Below are 20,481 nucleotides of genomic sequence, written 5' to 3' on the forward strand. Positions count from 1 at the left end.
CGGGTGAGGGGTTGCGGTCTCTCGTCGGAGCGGCACCCCCTCACCCGATTTGCTGCGCAAATCGACCTCTCCCCGCTGGGGAGAGGTGAACCGAGTTCGCGGCCGAACCGATTCAATCAAGATTCAATATCCCTTGTTGGTCACTGCAACCACGTTTCAACGGATTGACCGGCGAATGCAAGCCCTCCGAACGGTGCTTCATGCGTCCGGCCAGCGGCCGAGCAGATCGCTGGCCGCCTCGAACAGCGCCGAGACGCGCAGCAGTTCCGCATCGGCCCGGAAGCGGCCGACCAGATGCAGGCCGATCGGCAGGCCGTCGCGGCCAAAGCCGGCCGGCAGGCTGATCGCGGGGTGCCCGGTCATGTTGAACAGCATGGTCCAGGGAAACCAGTGCGGCCGCACGCTGTCGAAGCTGCGGCCGTCGATGTCGATGGTGCCGAACAGGTCCTGGTCGATCGGCAGCGCGGTGCGGGTCAGCGTCGGCATCGCCAGAAAGTCGCCGCGCGCGAGCAGTGCCTGGATGCGGCGGAACAGAGCGGTGCGGTCGAACATCGCCTGCTGGTAGTCGACGCCAGAGACCTTCGCGGCGAGCGCGAGCTGCTTGAGGAAGGTTTCGCTGAGGTCGTTGGGATGATCGGCCGCGAGCTTCTCGAAGCGGGTGCGCCAGACCGTGTGATTGATGGCACGCCAGATCGGCTCGATGTCAAAGCCGTCGCCGGAAAACTCCTCCAGCTCGGCCCCCAAGCTTGCCAGCCGGTCGAGGCTCACCTTGAACGAGGCAGCGACATCGGCGCTGACGGGGCGGCCCGGCGGCGAGACGCAGAACAGCACGCGCTTGCCCCGGAGATCGCCGCGCGGCGCAGCAACGCCGAGATAATCGGGCACCGGCACGCCGATCGACCAGGGATCGGACGGATCCTCGCCGGCCATCGCCTGCATCATCAGCGCGGTGTCGGCGACGGTGCGCGTGGTCGGCGTGACATAGGTCTGGTTGCCGAAGGCGTCCTGCACCTGGCTGTGCGGGATCGCGCCGCTGCTCTGCTTGATCCCGACCACGCCGTTGCAGGCGGCGGGAATTCGGGTCGAGCCGCCGCCGTCGGTCGCGACCGCCAGCGGCGCGATGCCGCTCGCGACCGCCACCGCCGCGCCGCCGCTCGAGCCGCCGGATGAACGCTCGGCGCTCCAAGCGTTGCGGGTGCGGCCGAACAGCGGCGAATCGGTCAGGCATTTGCTGCCGAATTCCGGCGTCGTGGTCTTGCCGATCAGAATGCCGCCCTGCGCGCGCAGCCGCGCCACCGCGACGGCGTCGGTATCGGGCACATTGTCCCGGTACGGCACCGCGCCGAACGTCGTCCGCACGCCACGGGTGTTGACGATGTCCTTCACCGTGAAGGGGATGCCGTGCAGCAGGCCGAGCGGCTGCCCGGCCATGATTTTCCGCTCCGCAGCCTTGGCCTGCGCCATCGCCTCCTCGCCGCACAGCGTGATGAAGCAGTTCAGCTTGCCCTGCAGCCGCTCGGCGCGGCCGAGCACGGCGCTGACGATTTCGACCGGAGAGATCTCCTTGCGGGCGACGCGCGCGCGCAGTTCGGTGGCGGGCAGGAAGCAAGAATCGCCGCTCATTGAGACCACGTCTCCCAGGCGCGCCCTCACCATTGACGGCGTTGACAGCGAGAATGACACCCATGTTAACTCGGCGTCCAATACGAATTTGAAGGCCAACCCATACGAATTCGGTATGCCTATGGATTTGCGTCGGCTTCGTTACTTCGTCGCGGTGGCTGAGGAGCGCAGCGTCGGCAAGGCCGCCGAGCGGCTGCGGATGGCGCAACCGCCGCTCTCGGTGCAGATCCGCAAGCTCGAGGCCGAGTTGGGTACGGCGCTGTTCCGCCGCGGCACGCGCGGGATGGATTTGACCGAGGCCGGCCTCGCCCTGATGTCGCGGGCGAGCGAGGCGCTGGCGCTGGCTGAGGAAGGCATCGAGGCCGCCCGCGCGATCGCGTCCGGACAGCGCGGCCGGCTTTCGGTCGGCTACATGTTCGTGCTGGCCAGCGCGGTGCTGCCGCGCCTGGTGCCGGAACTGCGCCGCTCGCTGCCGGGCGTCGATCTCGATTTCGTCGAGCTCAGCGCGTCGACGCGCGAGACACTGCTGCTCGATCGCGCCGTCAGCGTCGCTTTGTGCATGCCGGCGATCCATCACCGCGAGATCCAGGTGGCGCAGATCGGCACGCAGCCGCTGATGCTGGCGATGCCGAGCCGCTCGCCGCTGGCGCGGCTTGCCGCCGTGCCGGTCGAAAGATTGCACGGACGGCCGCTCGTGGCCTTGCCGCGACCACAGGATGAACCGACCTCCTCCGCGGTCGCGGCGCTGCTGCGGCGATACCAGGTGGTGATGCCGGTGGTCAGCCGGGTCGAGACCGTGCACTCGGCGCTCAGCCTGGTGCTCGCCGGCGAAGGTCTTGCGATCCTGCCAGCCTGCGCAAAGCTCGGCGCACCGCCCGGTATCGTCTTCAGACCTTTCCTCGAGATCGCCGACGCAATCGAGATCGCCGCTTGCTGGCGGCGGGATTCTTCGAGTCCGCTGATCCGGAATTTCGTCAAGAGCGCCGAGAAGGTGGTCGCGCGGCTGTGACCCGGGATATCGGCCGTCGCCTTCCTACCAGGTGCCGGCGGGCAGCTCGCGGCTGCGCGGCGGATCGGCGCCGGCGCGGGTGCAGGTGAAGGCGGCGCATTTGCAGGCAAAGGCCAGCGCGCGGTCGAGCTCGGCAGCGGAGATGTCGCGCAGGCGTTGCCGCGCGATCCGGTCCAGCCGGTGCAGCGCCGCCAGCAGCGCGGCCTGAAAGCTGTCACCGGCACCGATGGTGTCGACCACTTTGACCACCGGCGAGGCGACCTCAATCGGTCCGGCCTGGCGATGCCAGGCGCAGGCGCCGTTGTTGCCGCGGGTGATGACGACGAGGGAGCAGCCTCCCGCCAGCAGTTTGAAAGCCCTGTCGGCATAGGCCTCGTCGCCGAACAGATAGGCGAAATCGACGTCGGACATTTTGACGATGTCCGCTTTGCCGCAGAATGCCAGCATGCGCGCGCGATAGGCGTCCTTGTCCGCAACCAGGTTCGGCCGGCAGTTCGGATCGAGCGCGATCGTCACGCTTGGCCGCGCATCCTCGATCAAGGCCAGGGTCTCCGACGCGCCCTTGTCATGGACCAGCGTGGTCGAGCCGGTGTGGATGCATTCGACGTCCGCGAGTCCAATCGCATCGCGCCGATAGGTCCAGTTCCGCGATGCGGTGTCGGCGTCGTAGAAGGCGTATTGCGTCTCGGTGCCGGTGACGCGCGCGAATGCCAGCGTCGCCTGGTGATCGCTGCGGGTCGCGCGGCCGAGATCGACGCCCGAGCTTGCCGCATGATCGGCGATCATCTTCCCGAACGTATCGGTCGAGATGCCGCCGACAAAGCCGGTGGCAACATCGAGCCGCGCGATGCCGACCGCGATGTTGAGGCAGGAGCCGCCGACCGCCGGCGTCAGCGCCTCGCGCCCGTCCGCCGTCTTCGACGGCAGGAAATCGATCAGTGCATCTCCGCAACTGAGCAGCATTTTGCAAATGTCCTAGCTCGACGGTGCTTCGCCCGGCGCGCGCTTCATGGCCTCGCGCGTGTTGCGATCGAGGTCGCGCAGCATCTTGTGCACGCCGCGCTTCTTGCGGTGGAAATCGGCAAGCTCGGGCCTGGTCGGCTCGCTCAGCCGGCCGAGCGCCGACATGCCGGCCATCGCCGCGTTGATCGAGTCGTGCGCGCCGCTGGCGACCGCACCCAGCATCGCGGCGCCGAGCAGCACCGGCTCCTGGGTCTGCGGCAGCGCCACGGTATAGCCGGTGGTGTCGGCCATGATCTGGCGGACCAGCGGGCTGCGGCTGGCGCCGCCGCCGATCACGATGGTCTCGCCGCAGGCGCCGTGGGCGTGCAGCGCATCGATCACGTCGGCGAGGCCGTAGGCCAGTCCGCACAGCCCGGCGACGAACAGCCGCTCCAGCGCCGACACGTCGGTGTCGAGATCGAGCCCCGCGATCACGGCGCGCGAGCCCGGATCGGCATAGGGCGAGCGGTTGCCGAGGAATTCCGGCAGCACATGAACGTTGCGCGCCAGCAGCGCGGCGGCGCCGGCATTGCCGGCGCGCGCGAGAATGCGCTTCTCGAGGAATTCGATGACATCGACGCCGTCGTTCTTCGCAGCGGCCAAAACCTCGGCATGCGCCGGGTGCGAGCGCAGCAAATGATCGACCGCGGCGCCGGCCGCGGACTGGCCGCCCTCGTTGAGCCAGAAGCCAGGCACCATGCCTTCGAAATACGGCCCCCAGACGCCGGGCACGAAACAGGGCTCGACAGTCGTCGCCATGATACAGGCCGACGTTCCCATGATGTAGGCGAGCCGCTTGCAGACATCGACCTCGGTGCCGGAGCCGTCGCGGCCGCCGATCGCGCCGACGCCGCCGGCATGCGCATCGATCAGCGAGGCGCCGACCGCGGTGCCCGGCAGCAGGCCGAGGTCGCGCGCGGCGGCTTCCGACAGCCCGCGGCCGAGCGGCGAACCGGGCGGCACGATCTCGGTGCCGATCCGGGCAAAACGGTCCGCCGCCAAAGCCTCGAGCCCGACCCGCCTGAGGAACGGCTCGCTCCAGCCGCCCTCGCCCGCCACGTAAGTCCATTTGCAGGTCACCGTGCAGGTCGAGCGCGCCAGCGAGCCGGTGGCACGGAACGAGAGATAATCGGCGAGGTCGAAGAAATGCCCCGCGGCGTCGAAGGTCGCCGGCAGATGCCGCTTCAGCCAGAGAATCTTCGGGATCTCCATCTCCGGCGAGATGGCGCCGCCGACATAGCGCAGCACGCGGTCGCCGGTGGCGTTGACGAACTCGGTCTCCTCCATCGCGCGGTGGTCCATCCAGACCACCACGTTGCGCGCGGGATCGCCGGACGGGCTGACGGTCAGCGGCCGCCCGGCCGGATCGAGCACGACGAGGGAGCAGGTCGCGTCGAAGCCGATGCCCTTGACGTGCTCGGCTGCGACCGCGGCCTCGCGCATCGCGCTGCGCACCGACGCAACGCAGGCCGCCCAGATATCGTCGGAGGACTGCTCGACGATATCGCCGGGCTCGTGCCAGACCCGGATCGGATGCTTCGCCGCACCCAGCAGTTTCCCAGTCTCGTCGAACACGCCCGCGCGCGCGCTGGTGCTTCCGACGTCCACCCCGATATAGGCTTGCCGCATAGCCGCTCCGTGATTTACGGCGCCAAGCCTACCAGCAAGTGTAGCCGCCATCGACCAAAACGATGCTGCCGGTCATCAGGCTCGCCGCCTCGGAGGCCAGGAACAGCACGACGGAGGCGATTTCGTCGACCTGGCCCATCCGCGCCATCGGGGTTCCGCCGATCCAGGCGTCATACATTCTTGGGCTGTTCTTCACAAAGGCGTTCAACGGCGTCTCGATATAGGTCGGCGCCACCGCGTTGACGCGCACCCCGCGCGTCGCCCATTCGGCGGCGAGCGATTTGGTCAGATGGTGCACTGCGGCCTTGGAGGCGTTGTAAAAGCATTGCTCCTGCGGCTTGTTGACGATGAAGCCGGACATCGAGCCGACATTGACGATGGTGCCCGACTTCGCCTTCAGCATGTGGTTGCCGAAGGCGCGGCAGCACCAGAAGGTGCCGTTCAGATTGACGTCGATGACGTTGAGCCAGTGCTCGTCGGTCACGGTCTCGGCCGGGGTCTCGCTGCGGGCGATGCCGGCATTGTTGACCAGAATATCGACCTTGCCGTACTTGCCGACCAGCTCGTCGGCGACGGCGGCGACGCGCTTGGAATCCGTCACGTCCATCAGCGCGATATCGGCATCAAAACCCTTGGCCTTCAGCGCCGCTTTGGCGTCGTCAGCGACCTTGGCGTCGCGATCGCCGATGATGACCTTTGCGCCGGCTTCCGCCAGCGCTTCGGCGCAGGCGAGACCGATGCCCTGACCGGCGCCGGTGATGATGGCGGTCTTGCCGCCGAGCTTGAATTTTTCGAGGTACATTTTCTTCTTCCTTTGCCTGATGCCCGTGATGAGCGGGCGCTTCGCCCCGGCCTAAGCGAGATCAATTGGCTTGTTGCTTGAGCATGATCTGTTCGGAAAACCGCTTCACACTTTTCTGGATGATGCTCTAAGCGTGGATCGACTTGCCGCTGTCGTCGAACCGGTGGATGCGCGCCGGATCCGGGATCAGCGACACCTTGTCGCCCGCGCTGAGGCCGAGCTCGCCGACATAGCGCGCGGTCAGCGTTCCCTGCGGCCCGGCATCGACATAGAGGAAGGTGTCGCTGCCGAGATGCTCGGCGACCGCGACCGTACCCTGCCAGCCGCCATGTCCGTCGCGCTCGACCTTGAGATGCTCCGGCCGCACCCCGATGGTGGCGGCACCCTGCTGCTTCGCCGGCTCGCCGGTGACGAAATTCATCTTCGGCGAGCCGATGAAGCCGGCGACGAACAGGTTCGCCGGCTTCTCATAGAGCTCGAGCGGCGAGCCGTATTGCTCGATCTTGCCGGCGTTCAGCACCACGATCTTGTCGGCCATGGTCATGGCCTCGACCTGGTCGTGGGTGACGTAGATCGCGGTGGTGCCGAGCTGCTTCTGCAGCCGTGTCACCTCGAGCCGCATCTGCACCCGCAGCGCGGCGTCGAGGTTGGACAGCGGCTCGTCGAACAGGAAGGCCTTCGGCTCCCGCACGATGGCGCGGCCGATCGCGACGCGCTGACGCTGGCCGCCGGAAAGCTCGCGCGGCTTGCGGTCGAGATAAGGCGTCAGGTTGAGGGTGGCCGCGGCGGCCTCGACCTTGCGGTTGATCTCATCCTTGGCGACGCCGGCCATCTTCAGCCCGAACGCGATGTTGCCGCGCACGCTCATATGCGGATAGAGCGCGTAGGACTGGAACACCATCGACAGCCCGCGCTTGGCCGGCGGCACGTCGACCACGTTGCGGCCATCGATCAAAATCGCGCCGCCGGTGACGTCCTCGAGCCCCGCGATCAGCCGCAAGAGCGTGGTCTTGCCGCAGCCGGAGGGGCCTACGAACACGACGAACGAGCCGTCGGCGATATCGAGGTCGGCGCCCTTGATGATGTGGACCGGCCCGAACGATTTTTGCACACCCTGCAGCGTAATCTGACCCATGGAAAAGCCTTTCTGCTACTTGACCGCGCCGAAGGTCAGGCCGCGGACGAGCTGCCGCTGACTGAACCAGCCGAGCACGAGAATGGGCGCGATCGCGAGCGTCGACGCCGCCGACAATTTCGCCCAGAACAGACCTTCCGGGCTGGAATAGGATGCGATGAACACGGTGAGCGGCGCGGCCTCCAGCGTCGAGAGATTGAGCGTCCAGAACGCCTCGTTCCACGCCAGGATCAGATTGAGCAGCAGGGTCGAGGCCAGCCCCGGCACGGCCATCGGCGTCAGCACGTAGATCAATTCGCGCCCGATCGTGGCGCCGTCCATCCGCGCCGCTTCCAGAATGTCCTTCGGGATCTCCTTGAAGTAGGTGAACAGCATCCAGATCACGATCGGCAGATTGCCGAGGCAGAGGATGAAGATCAGGCCGGAGCGGGTGTCGAGCAGGCCGACATTGCGGAAGATCAGATAGATCGGCACCAGCACGCCGACCGGCGGCATCATCTTGGTGGAGAGCATCCAGAGCAGGACGTCTTTGGTCCGCTTGGTGGGCGAGAACGCCATCGACCACGCCGCGGGAATTGCGATCAGCATCGCGATCAGCGTCGAGCCGCCGGCGATGATAATCGAATTGAGCGCGTGATGCAGATAGTCGCTGCGCTCCTGCACGGTGGTGTAGTTCTCCGTGGTCCAGTGGAAGAACAGGAACGAGGGCGGGATCGCAAACGCTTCCAGCTCGGTCTTGAAGCTCGCCAGCACCATCCAGAGGATCGGGAAGAAGATCAGGAAGCCGACCAGCCAGGCCGCTGCCGTCGAGATCACCTTGTTCTGTGTCGTGACCATGCGCGCCATGACGTTACGCCTCCAGATTCCGGCCGACGATGCGAACGAGGAAGAAGGCGACGATGTTGGCGAGCACCACCGCGACCAGGCCGCCCGCCGAGGCGCTGCCGACGTCATACTGGATCAGCGCCTGCGAATAGATCAGGAAGGCGATGTTGGTGGTCTGCAGGCCGGGCCCGCCGCCGGTGGTGACGAAAATCTCGGCGAACACCGTCAGGAGAAAGATGGTCTCGATCAGGATCACCACCGTGATCGGGCGCGCCAGATGCGGCAGCGTGATGTAGATGAAGGTCGAGATCGCGCTGGCGCCGTCCATCTCGGCGGCCTCCTTCTGCTCCTCGTCGAGCGATTGCAGCGCGGTGAGCAGGATCAGGGTGGCGAACGGCAGCCACTGCCAGGAGATGATCAGAATCACCGAGAACAGCGGCGCATCGTTGAACCAGTCGATCGCCGGCATCCCGAACAGATGCGCGATCCAGGCGAACAGGCCCGACACCGGATGCATCAAGAGATTCTTCCAGACCAGCGCGCTCACCGTCGGCATCACGAAGAACGGCGCGATCACCATCAACCGGACGATCGAGAGCCCGACCACCTGCTGGTCGAGCAACAGCGCCAGCGGCACGCCGAGCACGATCGTGATCGCGAGTACCGAGCCGACCAGCACCAGAGTATTTTGCAGCGAGGCGAGGAACGCCGGATCGGTCAGGAAGTAGCGAAAATTCTCCAGGCCGACGAAGGATTCGGAGCCGGGATCCAGCAGATTGTAATGCAACGTCGCAAAGTAGATCGTGAGCGCGAGCGGCACGATCATCCAGATGAACAGCAGCGCCACGGCGGGCGTGAGCAGTGTCCGCGCGAGCAGTTGGGTCTGCTGGGTCGCCATCCTCGCCTCCTTTCCCAAAGCGTTTTCCAGCGAAATGGACGCCGGTTCGCGTGAAGAAAACGCGTCAATCAAAGAACGAAAGGGGCGACCATCCCGTTGCGGGAGGGATGGCCGCCAGTGGCCCAGCCCGGGAGGATTGAGCTGGTTCGCAAACCGGGACGCTTTTTGCGCGCCCCGGCTCTCGTACAGGCTATTTGAGGTAACCCGCGCGCTTCATTTCCCGCTCGGTCGAGGACTGCGCCGCCGCGAGCGCGGCATCGACCGTGGTCGAGCCGGACAGCGCCGCCGAGAACTGCTGGCCGACCGAGGTGCCGATGCCCTGGAATTCAGGGATCGCGGCGTATTGCACGCCGACGTAAGGCACCGGCTTCACCGTCGGCTTGTTCGGATCGGCCGCGTCGATCGAGGCCAGCGTCATCTTGGCGAACGGAGCCGCCTTCAGATAGTCGGGGTTCTTGTAGAGCGACATGCGCGTTCCGGGAGGTGCTGCGGCCCAACCCTCCTTGTCAGCGACGAGCTTGGAGTAGTCCTTGCTGGTCGCCCAGGCGATGAACTTCTCGGCCGCGTCGACCTTCTTCGAGCCAGCGGGGACCGCAAGACTCCACGCCCACAGCCAGTTGGCGTTCTTGCCGAGCCCGGTGTTCGGCGCCAGCGCGAAGCCGACCTTGTCGGCGACCCTGGAGTCCTTCGGATTGGTCACGAACGACGCCGCCACCGTGGCGTCGATCCACATCGCGCATTTGCCGGCGTTGAACAGCGCAAGGTTTTCATTGAAGCCGTTCGAGCTGGCGCCGGGAGGCCCGGCCTGCTTCATCAGGTCGACATAGGTGGTGAGCGTCTTCTTCCATTCCGGCGAGTTGAACTGCGGCTCCCACTTCTCGTCGAACCAGCGCGCGCCGAACGAATTGGCCATCGCGGTCAGGAACGCCATGTTCTCGCCCCAGCCGGCCTTGCCGCGCAGGCAGATGCCGTAGACGCCGCCCGACTTGTCGGTCAGCTTCTTGGCGGCATCGACCACGAAATCCCAGGTCGGGCTGTCCGGCATCTTCAGACCGGCCTTGTCGAACAAATCGGTGCGGTACATCACCATCGAGCTCTCGCCGTAGAACGGCGCGGCATAGAGCTTGCCGTCGACCGAGACGGCGTCCTTGATCTTCGGCAAGAGGTCGCCGACGTCATAGTCGGCGCCGAGCTTGTCGAGCGGCACCAGCCAGCTCTTCTTGGCCCAGATCGGCACCTCATAGGTGCCGATGGTCAGCACGTCGAACTGGCCGCCCTTGGTGGCGATGTCGGTGGTGACGCGCTGGCGCAGCACGTTCTCCTCGAGCGTCACCCATTTCACGGTGATGTCGGGGTTTTTGGCGGTGAATTCGCTGGTGAGCCCCTGCATGCGGATCATGTCGCCATTGTTGACGGTCGCCACCGTCAGCGTGGTCTGGGCGATCGAGGGGGCAGAGATCAAAAGGGCAGCCGCGCCCGCAACGGCGCAAAGGACGTTTTTCAAGGTGACCTCCCATCTGTCACGTTGAGCATATGCCCACGTGTTGAGCGTATGTTCAACCTGTCGTCAAATTTTGTCAAGCGCGCGAACGCCCCGCCACGCGCGATTGTGGGTTCCGGTACACGCTGGAGGGGAGATGTTGCGGGAGCGAAAGAGGCGCTGCTGCGTCCGGCAAAATGAAAACGCAGTGCGGCCGCAACGGGACTGCGCTCCCTCGCCCCGCTCTTGCGGGGAGAGGGTTGGGGTGAGGGGCCTCTATCCGGCGAGCACTTTGGGTCTGTTGAGCAGCGTGCCTGGCCCCTCACCCGGATCGCATCTGCGATGCGATCCGACCTCTCCCCGCAGAAGAGCGGGGAGAGGTGGAGGCGAGCGCACGGCTCGCTGCAAAAAGCTATCGTTCGAGCACGGCGCGCGCGGCCGCAACGGCAGTGCGCTCCCTCGCCCCGCTCTTGCGGGGAGAGGGTTGGGGTGAGGGGCCTCCATCCGGCGAGCACTTTGGGATTTGTCGGGCAGCGTGCCTGGCCCCTCACCCGGATCGCATCTTTGATGCGATCCGACCTCTCCCCGCAGAAGAGCGGGGAGAGGTGAAGCCCGCTACCGCTCGAGCACGGCGCGTGCGGTGGCCTCGTCGGTGATGAGGCCGTTGACCACGCGCCCTGCCAGCGCGGCCTTGATCGCCGGCACTTTGCCGGCGCCGACGGCGGCGGCGATCGTAGTCGATACTGCCGGGATCTGCGGCGGGATGCTGGTCAGGCGCTTGTTGGTGCCGCCCTTGATCAGCCGTCCCTTGGCGTCATAGGCCCAGCCCGTCACCTCGCCGATCGCGCCGAGCCGCATCATCTCCAGCAGCTCCTCGCGGGTGACAAAACCGTCGACATGGACCTGGGCCTTCTGATCCATCTGGCCGATGCCGATCAGCCGGAGATCGGCCTTGGCGGCGACCGCCCTCACCCGCGCGATCGGATCGATGCGGACCATGCGGTTGCGCTCGTCCTCGCTCGACATCAGGAACGGCAGCGGCATCGGGTAGTGCCGCGCGCCGGTGCGGTCGGCGAGCCGCCCTACCGTGTCGTAGAAGCTCGCCGAGCCATCGGCGGAGATGTTGCCGACCAGCGAGACGATTTGGTGATCCGGCCGCTCGATCGGCGAGACGCGCTCGACCGCGGCGCGCACCGCGCGGCCGGTGCCGAGCGCCACGATGACCGGCGTCTCCGAGCGCAGCGTCATCTCCAGCAAATTGGCGCTGCGCTCGGCGATTCCCGCGGTCGAGAGCGGCGCCGCCGGATCGCTCGGAACCACCTCACAATGCACCAGCTCGAACCGCTCCTTCAGCCGCGACGCCAGTTCCATGCAGGCCGCAATCGGATGCTCCAGGCGAAACGTGATCAGCCGCTCCGCGAGGCACAGCGACACCAGGCGCTGCGCCGAAGCGCGCGACACCTGCAGCATCTTTGCGATTTCATCCTGGGTGTGGCCGGCGATGAAATAGAGCCAGCCGGCGCGCGCCGCATCGTCGAGGCGGGACTTTTCGTTGTCAGGCGCCACCATCGTCGTCCGTCAGCCTTCCGTCCAGAAATCGGTCATCGCCGCGAAGATTCGATCCGCCCCCGCGTCGCGCAGCAGACTATCGCCTTCCCGCCCGCGGTGGTGGGCACCGCCGACAAATCCCCACACTTTCATGCCCGCCGCCCTCGCCGCCATCACCCCGCTGGCGCTGTCCTCGATCACCAGCGTCCGCGGTGGCGACGCTGCCATCTCGCGCGCGGCATAGAGAAACAAATCCGGCGCCGGCTTGCCGTGTTGCACCATCTGGGAGGTGTAGAGCCGCTCGCCGAAATACGGCGCAAGTCCCGTCAGCTCCAGCGAAAACCTGACACGCTCGAGGTCGCTCGACGATGCGACGCAATGCGGCAGCCGCAACTCCGCCAGCACCGCCGCGACGCCGGCGATCGGCTTGAGCTGCGCGCGAAAGGTCTCGCGCACCGCGAGCGCCAGTTCAGCCAGGAAGCTTTCCGGCAAGGGCTGGCCGGCCGCGCGGCAATGCTCGGTCACGGCCGCCGTGCTGCGGCCGAGGAAGAGTTTGAGCGCCTGCGCGGTGCTCATTTCGATGCCGGCCCGGCCCAGCGCCTCGGACAGGCAGCGGCAGCTCAACTCCTCGCTGTCGACGAGGACGCCGTCGCAGTCGAAGATGACGAGGTCGGTCTCGGGAAGCCGGAGGTCCATCCCCTATGAGATCATATGCTCAGCGCGTGAGCAATAGATCACAATTTGTGACCGCCCCGCACGCAACCCGCGACCGGCCGTGCGGGGCGCGACATCTCACCGGCGATTTCAATCCCTCCGTTGCCGACCGGCCTTGGCATCGAGGCGCTGCGTGAGACGGCGCAGATCGATCACCGTCCGCTCGTGCGTACCCCTGCCGATCTCCTCGACCTCGTCGCGCGCGGTCACCGCGAAGACGATCCGCCGGCCCTCGACATGCGTCACCTCCGCCTCCGCGGTGACGCGCTGGCCGACTGGCGTTGCCGCGAGGTGGCGCACGTCGACCACGGTGCCGAGGGCGCTCTCGCCGGGCTCCAGATAGTCACGAATGGCGTTGAGCGCGGCGTTCTCCATGACCAGGACCATGATCGGTGTCGCCAGCACCGGCGGCAGGATCGCATCCTTAAACCGGCTCGCCAGGTGCTCGGGCGCGACGACGAGCGCAAAGCTTCCCTTCGCTCCCGGGGGTATCGCACGCATGTTTTGCCTCCATGTCGCCTGCGCGATGAGATCGGATTGAACCGTCATCGCGCCTTTGCTCTTCAGTTTGAGCCTGATCTTTCGAAAAACCGTTTCGCATTTTTCCGGATCATGCCCGGTCGGCGCCAAGGAACGCGGGCGCCAGGTCTTCCTGCACGATGACGCCGGCCGCCTCCGGCGTCAGCTCGCTGCCGACCAGATCGAGATTCCGCGCGGCTTCGAGCAGCATGGCGCGAACGTCGTCCGGCGTGAGCACGCCTTTCGCAATGAGCTTGCGGACCAAAGCCTGCAGGATGAGAACGTCGATTTGGCCGTGTGCAAGCGGCGTCAGCTTTTCGCTCATGATCGTCTCCGGATCGTTGGTTCCGTCACGTGCCGGCCCGCGCGGGCACCTAAGGCCGTCGCGCGAGGTCGTCGTGCAGCTGCGCAAACGCCTTGCGCAGGCCGTGCAGTTGATCGACGAGATGGAGGATGACGTCGATGCCCTCGTCGTTGACCCCGAAATCGCCCTTCAGATCCTGGATCAGATGGGCGCGTGCCACATCGGTGTCGGAGAACGTCATTTCGTCCGTGGACTGATCCGGAACCAGCCACTGCTGCTCGATCCAGAACTCCAGGGTCTGCACTTCGAGACCCGCGTGGGTGAGGAACTGATGTCTGTTCATGATGCGCCATCCTCCCGCGGATTGAATGCCTTGCGATCCCAGCCCGCCACGAACGCTTCCAGCGCGGGATCGGGTCCTTTCGGCAGGACCACCTTGAGCTTGACGAACTCATCGCCATGGCCGCCGCCGACATGCGGCGCGCCCTTGCCGCGCAGCCGCATCGTCGTGCCGGTGTTGGATCCCTTCGGCACCGTCATGGTGACGTCGCCGGTCGGCGTCGGCACGCGAACCTTGCCACCGAGCACGGCCTCGGACAGCGAGATCGGCAATTCCAGCGAGATGTCGTCGCCCTCGCGGGTGAAGCGGGGATCGGGCCGGACCGCAACCTCGATCAGCGCATCACCGGGGCCGCCCTTGCCGGTGCCCGGCGCACCCTTGCCGCGCAGGCGCAGCACCTGCCCGTCGACCAGGCCCGGCGGAATCGTGACGTCGAGCGTGCCGCCGTCCGGCAAGGTCAGGCGCTTGGCCGCACCGGTGATCGACTCGGCGAAATCGATCGTCAGGCTGTAGTGCAGATCGCGGCCGCGCCGGTTGGCGCGCGCCTGCTCGCTTCGCCGCAGCAGCTCGGCGAAGGCGTCGTCGGAATCCATGTAATCGGCATAGCCGGATGCATCGGCATAAGGATGGCCTTCATCCGCGGTGGCAAAATCCCGGTAGTAGCGATGCTGCGGCCGCTCGGCGCCGCTCTCGTCGATCTCGCCGGCGTCGAAGCGCTTGCGCTTGTCGGCGTCGCTGAGCAGACCATAGGCCGCGGAGACTTCCTTGAACTTCTCCTCGGCGGCCTTGTCGCCGGGATTGAGATCCGGATGCAGCTTCTTGGCCAGCTTGCGATAGGCCTTCTGGATATCGGCCGCAGTCGCCGCCGGGGCCACGCCAAGCACTTCGTACGGATTTCTCACGATCTGCTCCGCAACATCGAGAATGCGCCCGAGATCATGAGGGCTCAAAAGCAGGCGATTTGCAAGACCGCTCGCACCGCCTCCAAGCTTGCAGAAATCCGATTATCCGTCGTAGCGCAGCTCGAGGCTACCGAGCTTCTCGGCGATGCGACGGCTGACCTCGTCCTGCTGACGCGATGGCCGCAGCGCCATCACACCGTTGACGCCGCCGGTGAGGTTGCGCCCGTCGGACGCGGCCGCCGCGCCGTAGGTGCCGGCAAGCCGGCCGGGCGTCAGCCACGGCGTCGGTGCGATCACGTCCCAGCTCAGCGCGATTTCCGCTTCGCCGATGTTGATGCCGAAGTTGACGGCGAAGTTCTGGATGGCGGCGAGATAGCGGTCATCCGGCTTGCCGGCGACATGCAGCACGCACGCCAGATTGGTCACTGATCCCAGGATGAATCCGCTCCCGGCGCCGCCGCGGCACGTCAGCGTTCCGACCTGAACCGGCCCGGTCTGCTGCGCGAGGCCGGCGCCGAACGGCGCAGCCAGGACCAGGGCAACGGCAACAGCCGATCCGATCAACCTGTCCATGACGGCACCCTCCGCTCGGGCTGCTCGCAAAATCCTGCGCAAGCCTTACGCGCGAACACGGCATTTGGTTCCGGTGGCCGGTATTTCAGCGATCGAACGGCAATTGACTATCATTTGAAACGACCACACCATCGCATGACGGGTGCCACCATCTGGCGCCGGCGCAGATTGCGTGGCATGCACGGTTTCGGCTCACTGATATGGCCTTGAGGTGCCGCGATGAACATAGAGAAGTACACCGACCGCGTGCGCGGCTTCATCCAGTCGGCGCAATCGCTCGCGATGCGCGAGGGGCACCAGCAATTCACGACGCTGCACATTTTGAAGGTGCTGCTCGACGACAGCGAGGGGCTGGCGGCCGGCCTGATCGATCGATCCGGCGGCAATTCGCGCGCGATCCTGAAGGCGACTGAGGATGCGCTGGCAAAAATGCCGAAGGTGAGCGGCGGCGGCGCCGGACAGATCTACCTTGCGCCGGAGACCGCGCGCGCCTTCACCGCCGCGGAGCAGGCTGCCGACAAGGCCGGCGACAGTTTTGTCAGCGTCGAGCGGCTGCTGCAGGGGCTAGCGGCCGACAAGGACAGCGATGCCGGCAAGCTGCTGGCCAAGGGCGGCGTCAGTCCGCAGAACCTCAATGCGGCGATCAACGCGCTGCGCAAGGGCCGCACCGCCGACAGCGCCTCGGCCGAGAACGCCTATGACGCACTGAAGAAATATGCCCGCGACCTCACCCAGGCCGCGCGCGACGGCAAGCTCGATCCGGTGATCGGCCGCGACGAGGAAATCCGCCGCACCATCCAGGTGCTGTCGCGGCGGACCAAGAACAACCCGGTGCTGATCGGCGAACCTGGCGTCGGCAAGACCGCGATCGTCGAGGGCCTCGCGCTGCGCATCGTCAATGGCGACGTGCCGGAGAGCCTGCAGGACAAGGCGCTGCTGGCGCTCGACCTCGGCGCGCTGATCGCGGGCGCCAAATACCGCGGCGAGTTCGAGGAACGGCTGAAGGCGGTGCTGCAGGAGGTGACCTCGGCCGAGGGCGGCATCATCCTGTTCATCGACGAGATGCATACGCTGATCGGCGCCGGCAAGGCCGACGGCGCGATGGATGCGTCGAACTTGCTGAAGCCCGCGCTTGCCCGCGGCGAGTTGCACTGCATCGGCGCCACCACGCTCGACGAATACCGCAAGCATGTCGAGAAGGACGCCGCGCTGGCACGGCGCTTCCAGCCGGTGTTCGTCTCCGAGCCGACGGTCGAGGACACCATCTCGATCCTGCGCGGGCTGAAGGACAAATACGAGCAGCACCACGGCGTGCGCATCGCCGACTCGGCGCTGGTCGCGGCCGCCACGCTGTCGAACCGCTACATCACCGACCGCTTCCTGCCCGACAAGGCGATCGATTTGATGGACGAGGCGGCGGCGCGGCTGAAGATGCAGGTCGATTCCAAGCCGGAGGAGCTCGACACGCTCGACCGCGAGATCATCCGCTTGAAGATCGAGCAGGAGGCGCTGAAGAAGGAGACCGACCTCGGGTCGAAGAGCCGCCTGCAGACGCTGGAGCACGATCTCGCCGAGCTCGAAAAGAAGTCGGCCGACATGACCTCGAAATGGCGTACCGAGAAGAGCAAGCTCTCCGATGCGCAGAAGATCAAGGGTGAGCTGGAGCAGCTGCGCACCGAGCTCGCCAACGCGCAGCGCAAGGGCGAATTCCAGAAGGCTGGCGAGCTCGCCTATGGCCGCATTCCCGAGCTCGAGAAGAGGCTGGCCGCGGTCGAGGCCAGCGAGACTTCCTCAGCCAGCGAGACCGTGACCGCCGACAACATCGCGCAAGTGGTGTCGCGCTGGACCGGCGTGCCGGTCGACAAGATGCTGGAGGGCGAAAAGGACAAGCTGCTGCGCATGGAGGAGATGCTGGGCAAGCGCGTGGTCGGCCAGGCGCCGGCGGTGCGCGCGGTGTCGACCGCGGTGCGCCGTGCCCGCGCCGGGCTGCAGGACCCGAACCGGCCGATCGGCTCGTTCATGTTCTTGGGTCCCACCGGCGTCGGCAAGACCGAGCTCGCCAAGGCGCTCGCCGAATATCTATTCGACGACGAGACCGCGATGATCCGCCTCGACATGTCCGAATACATGGAGAAGCACTCGGTGGCGCGGCTGATCGGCGCCCCGCCCGGCTATGTCGGCTATGACGAAGGCGGCGCGCTCACCGAGGCGGTGCGGCGGCGGCCGTACCAGGTGGTCCTGTTCGACGAGATCGAGAAGGCGCACCCGGACGTGTTCAACGTGCTGCTGCAGGTGCTGGACGACGGCCGCCTCACCGACGGCCAGGGCCGCACCGTCGACTTCCGCAACACGCTGATCATCATGACCTCGAACATCGGCGCGGAGTATCTGGTCGCGCAGCCCGAGGGCCAGGACACCAGCGCGGTGCGCGAGCAGGTGATGAACATGGTGCGCGCGCATTTCCGGCCCGAATTCCTCAACCGGGTCGACGAGATCATCCTGTTCCACCGGCTGCAGAAGAGCGAGATGGGCCGGATCGTCGAGATCCAGTTCACCCGCCTGCAAAATCTGCTAGCCGATCGCAAGATCGAGCTGGAGCTCGAGCCGAAGGCGCGCGACTGGCTCGCGGAAAAGGGCTGGGACCCCGCCTACGGCGCGCGTCCGCTGAAGCGGGTGATCCAGCGCGCCGTGCAGGATCCGCTCGCCGAAATGATTCTCGCCGGCGACGTGCGCGACGGCTCGCAGGTGAAGATCTCGGCGACCAAGGCCGGGCTCACCTTCAACGGCAAGCGGCCGGAGACCGCATCAGCCGACGAATTCGAACCGGTGTGAAGGCGGTGCATGCCGCGCCGGCGCCGCGCGATGTCATCGCCGCGTCGTCTGTCGGAATCATATGCAAGCAGCCCATCGCTCGACGCAGATGCCCCTGCGGGAGCCGGCCATTTCGAGCCTTGTAAAGGTTCTATCGGCATGCTCCTCTCCCCGTGCCTGGCGGTCCGCCGGGCGTCCTGCCCTTTGTTTTCGTGTAAGTGCCGTTCAGTAAGGAGAGATGCGTGCCATCAGCCGTTCCGCAACCGGTCGCTGCGAAGCTGACGCGCGCGGCCATCTTTCTTGCGGTCACGATCAAGCCCGATCCGAATCATGACGCGGTGGTGCGGTCGCTGTGCGGCGATCTCGCCGCGCTGGTGCGCGCCGTCGGCTTCCGCGACCTCGAGGGCCGGCTGTCCTGCGTGATGGGGATCGGCTCCGAGGCATGGGACCGCCTGTTCGGCGCGCCGCGGCCGAAAGATCTGCATCCCTTCCGCGAAATCCATGGCGTCCACCATGCCGTGGCGACGCCGGGCGACCTGCTGTTTCACATCCGCGCCGTGCCGATGGATCTGTGCTTCGAGCTTGCGACCCAGATCATGACGCGGCTCGGCGACGCCGCCGCGTCGGCGGACGAAGTGCACGGCTTCAAATATTTCGACGAGCGCGACCTGCTCGGCTTCGTCGACGGCACGGAGAATCCCGAGGACCAGGCCGCGACCGACGCCACCATCATCGGCGAGGAGGATGCGGCGTTTGCCGGCGGCAGCTATGTGATCGTGCAGAAGTATCTGCACGACCTCGGCAAGTGGAACGAGCTGCCGGTCGAGATGCAGGAGAAGATCATCGGCCGCACCAAACTGTCCGACATCGAGCTCGATGATTCGGCAAAGCCGAGCTACGCCCACAATGCCCTGACCACCATCGTGGAGAACGGCGAGGAGCTCGACATCGTCCGCGACAACATGCCGTTCGGCAATATCAGCAAGGGCGAGTTCGGTACCTATTTCATCGGCTATGCCAAGTCGCCGCACCGCATCGAGCTGATGCTGCAAAACATGTTCGTCGGCAAGCCGCCGGGCAATTACGACCGCCTGCTCGACTTCAGCCGCGCCGTCACCGGCATGCTGTTCTTCGTCCCGTCGGCGACCTTTCTGGAGGATGCCGCGAACGTGGTGCCCGCACCCGCCCAGCCTGCGCTGGATCAGGCCGACGAGACACAAGTACCAAGATTGCCGCCGACCGATGGCTCGCTCGGGATCGGCTCACTGAAAGGAGAGGCTTGAGATGAATAACCTCCATCGGGGACTTGCTCCCATCTCGGACGCGGCATGGGCGCAGATCGAAGAGGAAGCCTCGCGCACGCTGAAGCGGCACCTGGCGGCGCGCCATGTCGTCGACGTCGACGGTCCGAAGGGTATCGACTACTCCGCGGTCGGCACCGGCCATCTCAAGCGCATCGCGACCCCGGGCGACGGCGTCGAGGCCAACCAACGCGAGGTCCGGCCGCTGGTCGAATTGCGCGTGCCGTTCGAGCTGACGCGCGCGGCGATCGACGACGTCGAGCGCGGCGCCAACGATTCCGACTGGGAGCCGCTGAAACAGGCGGCGCGCAAGATCGCATTCGCCGAGGATCGCGCGGTGTTCGACGGCTATGCCGCCGCCGGCATTCAGGGCATCCGCCAGGGCACCAGCAACCCGGTGCTGACGCTGCCGTCGAGCGTCAAGAACTATCCGAGCGTGGTGGCGCAGGCCGTGAGCCAGCTGCGGCTGGCCGGTGTCAACGGCCCCTATACGCTGTTGCTCGGCACCGAACCGTTTACCGCGATCGGCGGCGCGACCGATGACGGCTATCCGGTGCTGCAGCACATCCAGCGCCTGGTCGACGGCAAGATCATCTGGGCGCCGGCGATCGAGGGCGGCGTCGTGCTCACCACCCGCGGCGGCGATTTCCAGCTCTCGATCGGCCAGGACCTCTCGATCGGCTACCTCAGCCATTCCGCGAGCGCGGTGCAGCTGTATTTCCAGGAAACCATCACCTTCCTGATGCTGACCAGCGAAGCGTCGGTGGTGCTCGCGCCGGAGGCGAAGAAGCCCGCCTGATCGCGGGCGGCACCGAACAATCCGAACTGCTGTTGTGCGGGGGATGTCGTCAACCGTAGTGGAGAAACTCCATGCAGGACTACGATCTCTACATCAACGCCAAGAAGGTATCGGTCGGTCTATACGTCCGCAAGGGCGCAGGTCTGCCCGACCTCGCCGACGCCAAGGACTGGGTGTTCGACGGCACTTCGGGAGAGGCCAATCTGCCGCCACAGCTCGTGAAGGAGATCGAGGCCAACGGCCACGCCTTCCGCGACATGGATTGAG

Annotated in this window: 20 protein-coding genes; 5 read left to right on the top strand and 15 right to left on the bottom strand. The window is 66.1% G+C overall.

The window, feature by feature from the left end:
- Positions 1-198 precede the first annotated feature (198 nt).
- Complete coding sequence (locus tag XH93_RS35565) at positions 199-1,623, bottom strand: amidase (protein WP_194471049.1); 1,425 nt, start codon at positions 1,621-1,623, stop codon at positions 199-201.
- Positions 1,624-1,744: 121 nt separating this feature from the next.
- On the opposite strand from XH93_RS35565, the gene XH93_RS35570 reads away from it, so the two are divergent.
- Positions 1,745-2,632 carry a LysR family transcriptional regulator gene (locus tag XH93_RS35570; protein WP_194475449.1) on the top strand — a complete coding sequence of 296 codons (888 nt, stop codon included), beginning with the start codon at positions 1,745-1,747 and terminating at the stop codon, positions 2,630-2,632.
- 24 nt (positions 2,633-2,656) lie between these two features.
- Here XH93_RS35570 and XH93_RS35575 read toward each other — a convergent pair whose 3' ends face one another.
- From XH93_RS35575 to XH93_RS35640, 14 genes are all read right to left on the bottom strand, one after another.
- Positions 2,657-3,595 carry a carbohydrate kinase gene (locus tag XH93_RS35575; RefSeq protein WP_194471050.1) on the bottom strand — a complete coding sequence of 313 codons (939 nt, stop codon included), beginning with the start codon at positions 3,593-3,595 and terminating at the stop codon, positions 2,657-2,659.
- Between the two features lie 12 nt (positions 3,596-3,607).
- On the bottom strand, positions 3,608-5,263 hold the full coding sequence (locus XH93_RS35580; RefSeq protein ID WP_194471051.1) for an FGGY-family carbohydrate kinase: 1,656 nt from the start codon (positions 5,261-5,263) through the stop codon (positions 3,608-3,610).
- 28 nt (positions 5,264-5,291) lie between these two features.
- A complete protein-coding gene (locus XH93_RS35585; protein WP_139482162.1) occupies positions 5,292-6,065 on the bottom strand; it encodes an SDR family NAD(P)-dependent oxidoreductase in 774 nt (257 codons plus the stop codon).
- A gap of 127 nt (positions 6,066-6,192) precedes the next feature.
- A complete protein-coding gene (locus XH93_RS35590) occupies positions 6,193-7,200 on the bottom strand; it encodes an ABC transporter ATP-binding protein (RefSeq protein WP_194471052.1) in 1,008 nt (335 codons plus the stop codon).
- A 15-nt stretch (positions 7,201-7,215) separates the two neighbouring features.
- Positions 7,216-8,046: a carbohydrate ABC transporter permease gene (locus XH93_RS35595; protein ID WP_194471053.1), complete on the bottom strand. Its 831-nt coding sequence runs from the start codon at positions 8,044-8,046 to the stop codon at positions 7,216-7,218.
- 4 nt (positions 8,047-8,050) lie between these two features.
- Positions 8,051-8,923, bottom strand: coding sequence for a carbohydrate ABC transporter permease (locus tag XH93_RS35600; protein WP_194471054.1), 873 nt, complete (start codon positions 8,921-8,923; stop codon positions 8,051-8,053).
- 190 nt (positions 8,924-9,113) lie between these two features.
- Positions 9,114-10,427, bottom strand: a complete 1,314-nt coding sequence (locus tag XH93_RS35605) for a sugar ABC transporter substrate-binding protein (RefSeq protein ID WP_139482166.1) — start codon at positions 10,425-10,427, stop codon at positions 9,114-9,116.
- Between the two features lie 591 nt (positions 10,428-11,018).
- Complete coding sequence (locus XH93_RS35610) at positions 11,019-11,969, bottom strand: sugar-binding transcriptional regulator (RefSeq protein ID WP_139482167.1); 951 nt, start codon at positions 11,967-11,969, stop codon at positions 11,019-11,021.
- A 12-nt stretch (positions 11,970-11,981) separates the two neighbouring features.
- Positions 11,982-12,647 (bottom strand): HAD family hydrolase, encoded by a 666-nt coding sequence (locus XH93_RS35615; RefSeq protein ID WP_194471055.1) that lies wholly within the window; start codon positions 12,645-12,647, stop codon positions 11,982-11,984.
- A gap of 108 nt (positions 12,648-12,755) precedes the next feature.
- Positions 12,756-13,295, bottom strand: a complete 540-nt coding sequence (locus XH93_RS35620) for a thioesterase family protein (RefSeq protein WP_246799380.1) — start codon at positions 13,293-13,295, stop codon at positions 12,756-12,758.
- Complete coding sequence (locus XH93_RS35625; RefSeq protein ID WP_139482169.1) at positions 13,276-13,509, bottom strand: hypothetical protein; 234 nt, start codon at positions 13,507-13,509, stop codon at positions 13,276-13,278. Before XH93_RS35625 ends, XH93_RS35620 begins: the two co-directional genes overlap by 20 nt.
- A gap of 49 nt (positions 13,510-13,558) precedes the next feature.
- On the bottom strand, positions 13,559-13,831 hold the full coding sequence (locus XH93_RS35630; RefSeq protein WP_139482170.1) for a chaperone modulator CbpM: 273 nt from the start codon (positions 13,829-13,831) through the stop codon (positions 13,559-13,561).
- Positions 13,828-14,730, bottom strand: a complete 903-nt coding sequence (locus XH93_RS35635; protein WP_194471056.1) for a DnaJ C-terminal domain-containing protein — start codon at positions 14,728-14,730, stop codon at positions 13,828-13,830. Before XH93_RS35635 ends, XH93_RS35630 begins: the two co-directional genes overlap by 4 nt.
- Positions 14,731-14,832: 102 nt before the next feature.
- Positions 14,833-15,303: a DUF992 domain-containing protein gene (locus tag XH93_RS35640; RefSeq protein WP_194471057.1), complete on the bottom strand. Its 471-nt coding sequence runs from the start codon at positions 15,301-15,303 to the stop codon at positions 14,833-14,835.
- Between the two features lie 219 nt (positions 15,304-15,522).
- On the opposite strand from XH93_RS35640, the gene clpB reads away from it, so the two are divergent.
- The 4 genes from clpB (at position 15,523) to XH93_RS35660 (ending at position 20,480) form a co-directional block, all read left to right on the top strand.
- Positions 15,523-18,135 carry an ATP-dependent chaperone ClpB gene (gene clpB / locus XH93_RS35645; protein WP_194471058.1) on the top strand — a complete coding sequence of 871 codons (2,613 nt, stop codon included), beginning with the start codon at positions 15,523-15,525 and terminating at the stop codon, positions 18,133-18,135.
- A 221-nt stretch (positions 18,136-18,356) separates the two neighbouring features.
- Complete coding sequence (locus XH93_RS35650; RefSeq protein WP_194471059.1) at positions 18,357-19,397, top strand: Dyp-type peroxidase; 1,041 nt, start codon at positions 18,357-18,359, stop codon at positions 19,395-19,397.
- Between the two features lies 1 nt (position 19,398).
- Positions 19,399-20,214 carry a family 1 encapsulin nanocompartment shell protein gene (locus XH93_RS35655; RefSeq protein ID WP_194471060.1) on the top strand — a complete coding sequence of 272 codons (816 nt, stop codon included), beginning with the start codon at positions 19,399-19,401 and terminating at the stop codon, positions 20,212-20,214.
- Between the two features lie 71 nt (positions 20,215-20,285).
- Positions 20,286-20,480, top strand: coding sequence for a hypothetical protein (locus XH93_RS35660; protein WP_194471061.1), 195 nt, complete (start codon positions 20,286-20,288; stop codon positions 20,478-20,480).
- Position 20,481 lies beyond the last annotated feature (1 nt).

The organism is Bradyrhizobium sp. CCBAU 51753 (assembly GCF_015291565.1).
In the GTDB taxonomy this organism is placed as follows: domain Bacteria; phylum Pseudomonadota; class Alphaproteobacteria; order Rhizobiales; family Xanthobacteraceae; genus Bradyrhizobium; species Bradyrhizobium ivorense.

Bases quoted from the DNA above. Each gene is read 5' to 3' on its own strand.
- XH93_RS35565 (WP_194471049.1), bottom strand. From the start codon at position 1,623: ATGAGCGGCGATTCTTGCTTCCTGCCCGCCACCGAACTGCGCGCGCGC.
- XH93_RS35570 (WP_194475449.1), top strand. From the start codon at position 1,745: ATGGATTTGCGTCGGCTTCGTTACTTCGTCGCGGTGGCTGAGGAGCGC.
- XH93_RS35575 (WP_194471050.1), bottom strand. From the start codon at position 3,595: ATGCTGCTCAGTTGCGGAGATGCACTGATCGATTTCCTGCCGTCGAAG.
- XH93_RS35580 (WP_194471051.1), bottom strand. From the start codon at position 5,263: ATGCGGCAAGCCTATATCGGGGTGGACGTCGGAAGCACCAGCGCGCGC.
- XH93_RS35585 (WP_139482162.1), bottom strand. From the start codon at position 6,065: ATGTACCTCGAAAAATTCAAGCTCGGCGGCAAGACCGCCATCATCACC.
- XH93_RS35590 (WP_194471052.1), bottom strand. From the start codon at position 7,200: ATGGGTCAGATTACGCTGCAGGGTGTGCAAAAATCGTTCGGGCCGGTC.
- XH93_RS35595 (WP_194471053.1), bottom strand. From the start codon at position 8,046: ATGGCGCGCATGGTCACGACACAGAACAAGGTGATCTCGACGGCAGCG.
- XH93_RS35600 (WP_194471054.1), bottom strand. From the start codon at position 8,923: ATGGCGACCCAGCAGACCCAACTGCTCGCGCGGACACTGCTCACGCCC.
- XH93_RS35615 (WP_194471055.1), bottom strand. From the start codon at position 12,647: ATGGACCTCCGGCTTCCCGAGACCGACCTCGTCATCTTCGACTGCGAC.
- XH93_RS35625 (WP_139482169.1), bottom strand. From the start codon at position 13,509: ATGAGCGAAAAGCTGACGCCGCTTGCACACGGCCAAATCGACGTTCTC.
- XH93_RS35630 (WP_139482170.1), bottom strand. From the start codon at position 13,831: ATGAACAGACATCAGTTCCTCACCCACGCGGGTCTCGAAGTGCAGACC.
- XH93_RS35640 (WP_194471057.1), bottom strand. From the start codon at position 15,303: ATGGACAGGTTGATCGGATCGGCTGTTGCCGTTGCCCTGGTCCTGGCT.
- clpB (WP_194471058.1), top strand. From the start codon at position 15,523: ATGAACATAGAGAAGTACACCGACCGCGTGCGCGGCTTCATCCAGTCG.
- XH93_RS35655 (WP_194471060.1), top strand. From the start codon at position 19,399: ATGAATAACCTCCATCGGGGACTTGCTCCCATCTCGGACGCGGCATGG.
- XH93_RS35660 (WP_194471061.1), top strand. From the start codon at position 20,286: ATGCAGGACTACGATCTCTACATCAACGCCAAGAAGGTATCGGTCGGT.